11 protein-coding genes are annotated in these 10,637 nt (G+C 66.8%); 10 read left to right on the plus strand and 1 reads right to left on the minus strand.

Annotated features, from left to right (window positions below; genetic code table 11):
* Nucleotides 1-23: 23 nt before the first annotated feature.
* The 8 genes from HY726_11565 (at nt 24) to trxB (ending at nt 7,424) form a co-directional block, all read left to right on the plus strand.
* Nucleotides 24-1,013: an ABC transporter substrate-binding protein gene (locus tag HY726_11565; protein ID MBI4609633.1), complete on the plus strand. Its 990-nt coding sequence runs from the start codon at nt 24-26 to the stop codon at nt 1,011-1,013.
* Nucleotides 1,010-2,419, plus strand: a complete 1,410-nt coding sequence (locus tag HY726_11570; GenBank protein MBI4609634.1) for an iron-sulfur cluster-binding protein — start codon at nt 1,010-1,012, stop codon at nt 2,417-2,419. Before HY726_11565 ends, HY726_11570 begins: the two co-directional genes overlap by 4 nt.
* Entirely contained in the window at nt 2,416-3,147 is a 732-nt protein-coding gene (locus HY726_11575) for a lactate utilization protein (protein ID MBI4609635.1), read from the plus strand. The genes HY726_11570 and HY726_11575 overlap by 4 nt, the downstream gene beginning before the upstream one ends.
* A 9-nt stretch (nt 3,148-3,156) precedes the next feature.
* Entirely contained in the window at nt 3,157-3,567 is a 411-nt protein-coding gene (locus HY726_11580) for a DUF2203 domain-containing protein (GenBank protein ID MBI4609636.1), read from the plus strand.
* Nucleotides 3,568-3,578: 11 nt separating this feature from the next.
* Complete coding sequence (locus HY726_11585) at nt 3,579-4,565, plus strand: methylcobamide--CoM methyltransferase (GenBank protein MBI4609637.1); 987 nt, start codon at nt 3,579-3,581, stop codon at nt 4,563-4,565.
* A gap of 97 nt (nt 4,566-4,662) precedes the next feature.
* On the plus strand, nt 4,663-5,673 hold the full coding sequence (locus HY726_11590; protein ID MBI4609638.1) for a methionine synthase: 1,011 nt from the start codon (nt 4,663-4,665) through the stop codon (nt 5,671-5,673).
* The gene (locus HY726_11595) at nt 5,670-6,416 is read left to right on the plus strand and encodes an HAD family hydrolase (GenBank protein MBI4609639.1); all 747 of its coding nucleotides are present in this window, start codon (nt 5,670-5,672) and stop codon (nt 6,414-6,416) included. Before HY726_11590 ends, HY726_11595 begins: the two co-directional genes overlap by 4 nt.
* A gap of 75 nt (nt 6,417-6,491) precedes the next feature.
* Nucleotides 6,492-7,424, plus strand: a complete 933-nt coding sequence (trxB, locus tag HY726_11600; GenBank protein MBI4609640.1) for a thioredoxin-disulfide reductase — start codon at nt 6,492-6,494, stop codon at nt 7,422-7,424.
* Between the two features lie 69 nt (nt 7,425-7,493).
* On the opposite strand, the gene HY726_11605 is transcribed toward trxB, so the two are convergent.
* Nucleotides 7,494-8,711 carry a CoA transferase gene (locus tag HY726_11605; GenBank protein ID MBI4609641.1) on the minus strand — a complete coding sequence of 406 codons (1,218 nt, stop codon included), beginning with the start codon at nt 8,709-8,711 and terminating at the stop codon, nt 7,494-7,496.
* Nucleotides 8,712-8,875: 164 nt separating this feature from the next.
* Between HY726_11605 and HY726_11610 the strand changes: the two genes are divergently transcribed.
* Nucleotides 8,876-9,052 (plus strand): DUF1059 domain-containing protein, encoded by a 177-nt coding sequence (locus tag HY726_11610; GenBank protein ID MBI4609642.1) that lies wholly within the window; start codon nt 8,876-8,878, stop codon nt 9,050-9,052.
* 287 nt (nt 9,053-9,339) lie between these two features.
* Nucleotides 9,340-10,572 carry an amidase gene (locus tag HY726_11615; GenBank protein ID MBI4609643.1) on the plus strand — a complete coding sequence of 411 codons (1,233 nt, stop codon included), beginning with the start codon at nt 9,340-9,342 and terminating at the stop codon, nt 10,570-10,572.
* Nucleotides 10,573-10,637: the final 65 nt, after the last annotated feature.

Raw genomic sequence — 10,637 nt, forward strand, 5'->3', positions numbered from 1 at the left:
CACCCGAGGTGCGAAGGTCGCGAGTGAAGCTCAGAGTAGTTGGGGTCACCCTCGCTCTTGCTCTCGGCATCCTCGTCGCCCCGCTGGCCGCCGGCGCGCAGCCGGCGGGGAAAGCCCCTCGGATTGGCCTTTTGTCGCCATTCTCTCCTTCCGCTGCCGCGCCCTGGCACGAGGCCTTCCGGCAAGGGCTGCGCGACCTCGGATGGGTTGAGGGAAAGAACATCAGCATTGAGTACCGATATGCGGAGGGTAGAAACGATCGCCTGCCTGACCTCGCAGCCGATCTCGTCCGTCTCAACGTTGACATCATCGTCGCTTCCGTTAATACCGATGCTCTGGCTGCCAAAAACGCGACCAGGGCAATCTCCATCGTTATGGCGTCGGCGGGCGACCCTGTTGCACTTGGTCTTGTTGAGAGCCTGGCGCGGCCCGGCGGCAACATCACGGGGTTGTCCCAAATAGCCCCGGAGCTGGCTGGAAAACGGCTGGAGCTGCTCAAGGAAATTGTCCCGAAGCTCTCCCGCGTGGCTGTGCTCTGGCGTCCGGACGGCACAACCTCTCCGCTCGCCTGGAAAGAGAGCCAACTCCCGGCTCGTGCGCTGGGTCTACAGCTTCACTCCATGGAGGTACGGAGGTCCAGCGAGTTCGCCAAAGCGTTCGAAGACGCGACCAGGGCGCGCACCGGCGCTCTTGCCATCATGCCAGACCCGTTGTTTGCTGGGAATTTAAAACGGATCGCGGGCCTTGCGGCAAAGAACCGCCTTCCGTCGATATTTCACTTAAGGGAATTCGCGGACTCTGGTGGTCTTCTGGCATATGGGCCAGACCGGTCCGACATGTTCCGCCGCGCCGCCAGGTACGTGGATAAGATCTTGAAAGGAGCCAAACCCGCTGACCTGCCCGTCGAGCAGCCGACGAGGTTCGAGCTGGTCATAAATCTGAAGACTGCGAAAGCCCTCGGCCTCACGATCCCGCAATCGGTCCTCGTCCGGGCCGACGAGGTGATCCGGTGAGCGAGCCGGCCACACCCTTCGTCGAGCGAGCGCATCGGGCGCTCCACGATCAGTTCCTCCAGGAGGCCTTGAACACCGCGACCACCCGCTTCATGAGCCTCCGGCGCGAGTCCTTCGCTGCCTTCCCACAGGGCGAGGCGTTTAGGGAGCGGGCGCGGCAGATCAAGGAGGCGACGCTTCAGAAGCTCGACTTCTACCTGGGACAGCTCGCCGATAACGTCGAGCGCCTCGGCGGCCACGTCCACTGGGCAGCGACCGGGGAGGAGGCCCGCGAGATCATCCTCAAGCTGGCGCGGGACCGGGGCGTGAAGCTGGTAGTCAAGTCGAAGTCCATGGCCACGGAGGAGATCGAGCTGAACGAGGCCCTGGAGCATGCGGGGATCACGCCGGTCGAGACGGATCTGGGGGAGTACATCATCCAGCTCGCCCGGGAGAAGCCCTCGCATATCATCGCGCCGGCCATCCACAAAACCAAAGGGCAGGTGGCCGAGCTCTTCTCGCGGGAGCTGAAGCGCCAGCTCGCCGCCGACCCCGAGGTCCTCACGAAGGTCGCGCGCGGCGAGCTGAGGGAGAAGTTCCTCCAGGCCGACATGGGGATCACCGGTGCCAACTTCGCAGTTGCCGACACCGGGACCATCGTCCTGATCACGAATGAGGGGAACGGGCGGCTGGTGACGACGCTGCCCCGGATCCACGTGGCGCTGATGGGGATGGAGAAGGTCATCCCCTCGATGACCGATCTGATGGTCTTCCTCTCGATCCTGCCGCGGAGCGCCACCGGCCAGACGATCTCGAGCTATGTGTCGCTGGTGCGCGGCCGGCGTCGGCCCGGTGAGATGGACGGGGCGGAGGAGTTCCACCTGATCCTGATGGACAACGGCCGCTCGCGCCAGATTGCCGGCACGCTCCGCGAGGCGCTCTATTGTCTCCGCTGCGGCGCCTGTCTCAATGTCTGCCCGGTCTACCGGCAGATCGGCGGCCACGCCTACGGCTACACCTACTCCGGACCGATCGGTATTCTGCTGACGGCGATGCTTCACGGCACCCATGCCGTGAAAGACCTGGCCCACGCCTCCAGCCTCTGCGGAGCCTGCCAGGAGGCCTGCCCCGTCAAGATCGACATCCCGCGGATGCTGATCGAGCTGAGAGAACACCTCGATCGGGAACGGATCGCATCCCGGTGGGAGCGCCTGGTCTTCAAAGCCTTCGCGCGCGTTCTGGGCCGGCCCTCGCTCTTCAGACTGTCGCGCCGTCTGGGCCGCCTGGCTCAGCGGCCGTTCCTGAGGGATGGACGCTTCCAGCGGTTACCGCTCTTCTTCAAGCAGTGGACCGACCACCGCGATCTGCCGGCTGTGGCGAAGCGCTCGTTCAGCGAGCGGTGGCGCGAGCTGGAGCGAGAGCCGTGACGACCCGGGCCAAATTCATCCAGCGTGTCCGTCACGAGATGGCCAGGAGCCGAGGGCTCTTTTCTGCCAAGACGGCGGAACGGCCGGCGGACCCGGTTGCGGTCGTCGAGACCATCAGGCGCCAGCTCGCCGAGCGCTGGCCCGAGGCCCTGGAAAAGTTCAGGGAGGAGTTCGAGCGGGTGGGCGGCGTCTTCTACCGGGTCCGCCTGATGGACGACGTCCCCGCCCTGATCGGCAGCATCGCCAGGGAACGCGAGGCCCACCGCATCGTCACGTGGGGATCGTCGGCTCTGGGCCCGGCGCTGGGAGCAGGGCTCCGGGCTGAAGGGCTGGACGTTACGGAGGAGGCGGGCGAGGCACCGGAAGGAGAGGCGCGGGCCCGCTTTCGTGAGGCGAGCGCTCAGGCTGAGGTCGGCGTGACAGCCGTGGACCTGGCCGTGGCCGAGACCGGGAGCCTGGTCGTGATCTCTGGCGCGGGGAAAGCCCGCTCGGTCTCGCTGCTCCCGCCGTATCACGTCGCCGTCTTCGGCAAGACAGCCCTGGTGGAAACGCTGGAGCAGGTCGGGGTGATCTTCGAGGCCCTCCATCAGGATCCTGACGGAAACCGGCTCGGGGCGGCCATCAACTTCATCACTGGCCCGAGCCGGACTGCGGACATCGAGCTGACGCTGACCCGGGGTGTTCACGGGCCTAAGGAGGTCCACGCGATCTTCGTCGAGTCGCTGTGAGGACGTGCTGTGAGAGAGGAGGCGAAGAAGTACTTCACGCCCGAGGAGGCTGACGCGCTGATCCCCGAGCTGACGAAGATCATGGAACGGCTGATCGACGCCCATCAAGAGCTGGCCCACGTGCGCCGCGTCCTCCAGGAGGAGCAGCACCGGATCACGATGGCGGGGGGTGGGGTCCTGGACCGCCAGAGCTGGAAAGAGCGCGCCGAGCGGCTCGAAGCGCTGACCCGTGAGATTCAGGACGGGCTCAGCGCGATCGTGAGCCTCGGTGGAATCCCCAAGGACCTGGACAAGGGGCTCGTGGATTTTCCTCACCTGATGGAAGACCGCGAGGTGAATCTCTGCTGGCGGTTCGGCGAGACCAAGATCAGGTTCTGGCACGGCCTGGACGAGGGCTACGCCGGCCGGAAACCGCTGTGAGAGGAGGCTGAATGGAGCTGGTTCTGACGAGCGTGGGGAGCTATCCCCGGATCGGCGACGCGCCGGAGCTCCAGCGCCACCGCCGGGCGTACGCCCAGTGGGAGCGGAAGGAGATCAGCGAGGAGGCGTTCAGGAAAGTCGAGGACGAAGTCACGGCGGAGGTCATCAGGGAGCAGATCGAGGCGGGTGTCGAGCTCGTCACCGACGGCCAGGTGCGCTGGTACGACCCCTACTCGCATCTCGCCCGCGGGCTCGAGGGCGTGGAGATCAACGGCCTCCTCCGCCTCTTCGACACCAACTTCTACTTCCGCCAGCCCGTGGTGAAAGGGCCGATCCGGCGCAAGGGCCCGATTCTTCGTCGCGAGTACGAGTTCGCCCGTTCGGTCTCCTCCCAGCCCGTCAAGCCGGTCCTGACCGGGCCTTACACGCTGGCCCGGGGCTCGGTCCTTGAGGGCGGTTACCGCGCTTTCCCGGCCCTGGCGATGGCTTACGCCGAAGTCCTCGCCGAGGAGGTCCGCGATCTCGCGGGCGCCGGCGCGTCGCTGATCCAGGTGGACGAGCCGGCGATCGTCCGCTACCCTGAGGATGTGGGGCTCCTTCAGGAGGCGCTGACGTCCGTCGCGCGGGCCAGGGGACCGGCACGCCTGATTCTCCATGTCTCGTTCGGCGACGTGGCGCCACTGTACCGGGACCTCCAGGCGCTCCCCGCTGACGTCCTGAGCCTCGACTTCAGCTACAGCCCCAAGCTGCCCCGCCTGGTCGCCGAGGCCGGGTCGTCGAAGCCCCTGGGCCTGGGCCTGATCGACGGTCGGAACACGCGGTTGGAGACTCCGGAGATGGTCTTTCCCATTCTCGACCGGGTGCTTCCAAAGCTCCCCGGGGGCGCAGCCTACCTGAGCCCGACGTGTGGGCTCGAGTTCCTTCCGCGAGACCGCGCCCGGGCGAAGCTCGAGACGATGCGTCGCCTGCGCGACGCCTACCTTGGAGGTCACGTATGACGCTGCGAAGCGAAGCGAGCCCACCCGTGGCTACGCCACGGGTACCCGCCGGGCACCCGAGCGGGTCGGCGGAGCCGACCCTCCATGCGAGGGTCGGATGAGCCGCGAGAAGCTCGGAGCCCTCGGGCTCGATCTCCCGCCCCTCCCCACCAGCACCGTGGGGAGCTTCCCCAAGCTTCCGGAGGTGGCCGAGGCCCGGACCCGTTTCGCCCGGAACCAGGTCAGCCCGAGTGAGCTGGAGGCGTTGGAGAAGAAGGCCACGGAGTTCTGGGTGAGGACCCAGGAGGAGATCGGGATCGACGTGCTGGTGGACGGCGAGCAGTACCGGGGTGACATGGTGGCCTACTTCGCCGAGATCATGGACGGCTTTCATCTTGGCGGGCTCGTACGCTCCTACGGTAACCGCTACTACCACAAGCCCGTCATCGCGGCCGCGGTCACATGGCCCGGGCCGATGACGGTCGCGTGGTGGAAGTGGACCCAGAGCCTGACCGACAAGCCGGTGAAGGGGATGCTCACGGGTCCCTACACGGTGATGGACTGGTCGTTCAACGACTACTATCCGAGCCGGGCGGCCGCGTGCCTGGCGCTCGCGCGCGAGCTCAGGAAGGAGGTCGAGGCCCTGATCGAGGCCGGTGCCAAGATCATCCAGATCGACGAACCCGCCATCTCGGTCCGGCAGGAAGAGCTTCCGTTCGCGATCGAGGCCTCCCACCTGGTCACCGACGGGCTGCCGGCGTACTTCATCACCCACGCCTGCTACGGGGCCTTCGAAACCATCTACCCTGACATGCTGGGGCTCGCGGTCGATAACCTGGATCTCGCCATCTCCAACAGCGCCCTGGACCTGCTGCGGATTTTCGAGAAGGACCCGTTCACCAAGGACCTCTCCCTCGGGGTCCTGGACGTGCACTCCCACAGGGTCGAGGCGGTCGAGCAGGTCAAGGAGCGGATCATGCGCGGCGTCCGCGTTCTGCCTGGCGACCGGCTCTGGGTGGACCCCGACTGCGGGCTCAAGACCCGGACCGTCGAAGAGGCCGTCGGGAAGATGCGGGCGATGGTCGCGGCGGTGCGCGAGGTGCGCCGGGAGGTCGGCGGCGCCCGGTGAGCTTCAGGGCCGTCCTGTTCGATCTCTTCGACACGCTCGTCCGCTTCGACCGGAACCGCCTCCCCGAGGTTCACGTTGACGGACGGGCCGTCCGCTCGACGGCGGGCCATCTCTTCCCGATCCTCGCCCCGTATACGCCGGGGCTGGACCTGGCCCGCTTCTACGAAGCGCTGATCGCCTCCTGGCAGGAGGCTGAACGGATCCGCGCCGCCGACCTGCGGGAAGTACCCGCACCTGAGCGCTTCGGCTTTCTCTTCAGGCTGCTGGGGCTCAACAGGAGCGACTTTCCCGCCGAGGTGCTCCAGGGCCTGCTGGCCACCCACAAGCGGGAACTCTCCCGCGCCGCCGAGTTTCCGGCCGCGCATCGAGCCCTCCTCGCCCGCCTCGCGCCCCGCTTCAAGCTGGGGATCGTCTCGAACTTCGACTACACTCCCACCGCGCGGTGGATCCTGGAGCGGGAGGAGATCGCGCCCTTCTTCGACGCCGTGGTCGTATCCGATGAGGTCGGATGGCGGAAGCCCAAGCCGATCATCTTCGAGGTCGCCCTGACCCGGCTTCGGGTCTCCCCCGCAGAGGCCCTCTTCGTCGGAGACCGTGCCGACATCGACGTGCTCGGAGCGAAGCAGGCCGGCCTCGCGGCGGCCTGGCTCAATCGTGACGGTGAGCCGCTTCCGGAAGGGGTCCCGGTTCCCGACTACGAGGTCCAGGACCTCGAGGTGCTTCCCGCGCTCCTGGGCGTCTGACGCTGACCCGAATCCCTCGAGGCCCGCGAAGCATCTGATAGAATAGAACGGCTCTTCACGACGGAGACAAGCCACATGGGTCAGGTACGGAAGGTCATCATCATCGGGTCGGGCCCGGCGGGCTGGACGGCGGCGACCTATGCCGCTCGCGCCAATCTCGCTCCGCTGATCTTCATCGGCAGTCAGTGGGGCGGTCAGCTCATGCTCACGACGCTGGTCGAGAACTACCCCGGCTTTGTGGACGGCATCGACGGTCCGCCGTTGATGGAAATTTTCCGAAAACAGGCGGAGCGCTTCGGGACCGAGGTCATCGCTGAGGATGTCACGGCGGTGGACTTCTCCCGCCACCCGTTCGCCGTGAAGCTCGGCGAGCAGGTTTACGAGAGCCACACCGTCATCATCGCCACCGGAGCCTCTGCCAAGCTCCTGGGGCTCGAGTCCGAGCGCGCCCTGATGGGGCGCGGGGTCTCCACCTGCGCGACTTGCGACGGCTTCTTCTTCAAAGACCAGAACATCATGGTGGTCGGCGGGGGCGACTCCGCGATGGAGGAGGCCCTCTACCTCTCACGCCTCGGCCGCAAGGTGGAGGTCGTCCACCGGCGTAACACTCTCCGCGCGTCCAAGATCATGCAGGAGCGCGCCTTCAAGAACCCCAAGATCGAGTTCTTCTGGAACGCTGCCGTGCACGAGGTGCTGGACGTCACGAAGGGCCGGGTCACGGGCGTTCGCCTGAAGAGCTTCAAGACCGGCCAGCTCTCCGAGCGGCCGGTGGATGGGCTCTTCATTGCCATCGGCCACCAGCCGAACACCCAGCTCTTCAGGGGCCAGCTCGAGCTGCTCCCGAACGAGTACATCAAGGTCGTGCCTGGGACGACCCAGACCTCGGTGCCCGGTGTCTTCGCCGCCGGTGACGTCCAGGACTACACCTACCGCCAGGCCGTGACCGCCGCCGGGACCGGCTGCATGGCCGCGCTCGAGGCGGAACGCTACCTGGAAGCCCACCACTAGACCCTGCTGGAGGACCCGCACGTCAAGGTCGCCTACCTCGGGTTGTAGCCGGTCGGCCTGCGGGTCAGGTCACCCGACGACACCCAGATCGCGGAGCCGCCGGATAGTCGGCTCGTCGTACCCTACGGCCCGGAGAATCTCGTCCGTATGCTCACCCAGGTCAGGCGCGCGTCTCGGGTTGATCGGGGGCTGGCCGCTCACCTGAATGGGGCTCATGACGGTTCGGAACCCCGGAACGCCCGTCTCCTCCAGCGGGACAATCGTCCCGGCGGCCAGCATCTGCGGGTCCTCGGAGACGTGATCGAGCCGGGCCATCGCCTCGAAGGTGATCTCGTGCGCATCCAGGATCCTGCGCCACGCGTCGAAATCCTTCGTCGCGAAGACCTCGTCCAGGATCTTCACGAGGGCAGGGGAGTTGGCGTGCCGCGCCGCCGTCGTGGCGAAGCGCGGGTCGGTGATGAGGTCAGGCCGGTCGATCGCGCGCGCGAAGCGCTCCCACTCGTTCTCCTCGCGGAGGAGCGTCAGGACGACCCAGCGCCCGTCCCGGCACTGGTAGAGGTTGACCAGGGCGTTGTGCGCCTGCTCGCGGGGTGGCCGGGGGATGAAGGTGGCACCGCAGAGCATGGCCTGGATGAGCACGCTGTTCGCCCACGCGCCGTTGGCCATCAGGGACGAGGAGACCTTGGCCCCGCGGCCGGTGCGCTCGCGCCGGTAGAGGCCCAGCACGATGGCGCCGAACAGCGCCACGGCCGTGGGGTGGTCGCCCATGCCCGGCATGGAGCTGGTCGGCGGCGCTCCGGCGGCGCGCACGAGGTCCATCAGGCCGGACCGCGCCCACCACGCGTTGATGTCGAAGCCTGGCCGGTCCGCCTCCCCGCCGACCTCGCCGTACGCCGTGAGGGAGGCGTAGATCAGCCGCGGATTCACGGTGGAGAGATCCTCGTAGGCGAGCCCCAGGCGGGCGAGGAGCGCGGGCGGGAAGTTCGTCACGTACACATCCGAGCGGGCCGCGAGGGCGAGCAGCACCTCGCGCCCCTCGGGCCGGGTCAGGTCGAGGGCGAGGCTCTTCTTGTTCCGCGAATCGAGGAGCCAGGCGTAGTTGTGCTCGCTCAGCGGCATCCCGGGCAGCCCGAGGAGCTGACGGTAGGGATCGCCCGCGCGGGGCGACTCGACCTTGATGACCTCGGCCCCGAAGTCGGCCATGATCGTCGCCGCGGCGGGAGCGGCGATCCACGTGCCGACGTCGAGGACCCTGATGCCGTCAAGGACGCGTCCGCCTGCGCTCATTCACGCCTCCCGCCGCTTCGGGCCACTCGCTTCGAGTCCGAGCCCGCGAACACGGTGCGCCAAGCTTAGCCAGACTGAAGTTCACTGGTCAAGAACGGCCTTGACTACGCCGCCGGGGTTGGCCTAAAGTCTGTCTACTTCAATCGTCCATGAGGAGGCTTACTATGGCGAAGATCCTGAAGTGCGGCGATGTTGCGCCTGGCTGCAACGCCGTTCTCGAGGGGAAGGATATGGCTGAACTCATGGCGAAGGCCGCTGAACACGCCAAGACCGTCCACGGGATGACGACAATCCCGCCCGAGCTGGCGGCGAAGGTGCAAGCCGCGATCAAGGACAAGTAGCCCGCGTCCGTATCGTCCTCGGGATATCGCTCCCCGGCCGCCCCTTCAAGATGTTGGATGTGTCGAAGGGCGGGCCGGACGCTAACTGGAAGCTCACCTCTACGCCTCCGAGCCTTGCCCCGCGCCTCAGCCAGCCAGGAGAGCCGGGCGGGCTCAGGTGCACACATCCCAGGCGAACTCCGTAAGGTAAATACCTCCCCGCGACCTGGGGCTTCTTTCTCCCCTCCTCAAGGGTTTCAACGGGTTGTTCTCGAACACCTATCGCGTAGCCTTGCTTTGGCAAGAAGCTGGCAATCAAGGACAACGTCTGCGTCGCCGGGATCCCCATGATGAACGGCTCCAACGTCCTGGAGGGATTTGTGCCCGATCAGGATGCCACGATCGTGACGCGCATTCTCGATGCGGGCGGTGAGATCGCGGGCAAGGCCGTCTGCGAGCACCTCTGCTTCTCGGGCGGCAGCCATACCTCTGACACCGGACCTGTCCTGAACCCCCACGACCCGAAACGGTCGGCCGGCGGCTCGTCCAGCGGGAGCGCTGCCCTGGTGGTGGCCGGCGAGTGCGACATGGCCATGGGCGGCGATCAAGGCGGCTCGATCCGCATCCCGAGCTCCTACTCCGGGGCCTTTGGGCTCAAGCCGACGAACGGGCTCGTCCCCTACACGGGGATCTTTCCGATCGAGCTGACGCTGGACCACACGGGCCCCATCGCTCGCTCTGCGGCGGACTGTGCGCTGCTCCTCGAGGTGATCGCCGGGCCCGACGGCCTGGACCCGCGCCAATCGGCCGGGGTTCGGGTAGAGACCTATACCCGAGCCCTGACCGGTGATGCCAGAGGTCTCCGTATCGGCATCGTCCGTGAGGGGTTCGGCTGGCCGGGGGCCTCGGAGCCCGACGTGGACAAGATGGTGCGGGACGCCGCCCAGCGTCTGACCCGGGCCGGAGCCACGGTGGAGGAGATCTCGGTCCCGCTGCACCGGGATGGTATCCATATCTGGAACGCGATTGCCGTCGAAGGGGCCACCAACCTCATGGTCCGCGACAACTGCATGGGGACCAAGTGGAAGGGGCACTACGTGACGCCGCTCATGGAATTCTACGCCCGTGCCCGTCGGGCGCGCGCCAACGATCTTTCCGAGACGGTGAAGCTGGTGGTTCTGCTGGGCCAGTACATGCAGGATAACTACCACGGGCGCTACTACGCGAAAGCGCAGAACCTGGGTCGGACGCTTCGAGCCGCCTACGACGAAGCGTTGAGGCAGGTGGACCTCCTGGTCATGCCGACCACCCCCATGAAGGCGACGCTGCTCCCGCCGCCGAACGCCAGCCGCGAGGAGTACGTGGCGCGGGCCCTTGAGATGATCCCCAACACCTGCCCGTTCGATGTGACGGGTCACCCGGCCATGAACGTGCCCGCTGGCATGTCCGGTGGCCTTCCCGTGGGGATGATGCTGCTGGGACGGCATTGGGAGGATGGGACAGTCCTCCGGGCTGCCCACGCCTTCGAGCGGATCAAGTGAGAATCGGAGGGGGACACCCACGCCTTCGGCGCGGGTACCCGGGCCCCCTCCGAGCCCTCCCCCAG

The sequence above is a fragment of the Candidatus Rokuibacteriota bacterium genome, assembly GCA_016209385.1.
GTDB lineage: Bacteria > Methylomirabilota > Methylomirabilia > Rokubacteriales > CSP1-6 > JACQWB01.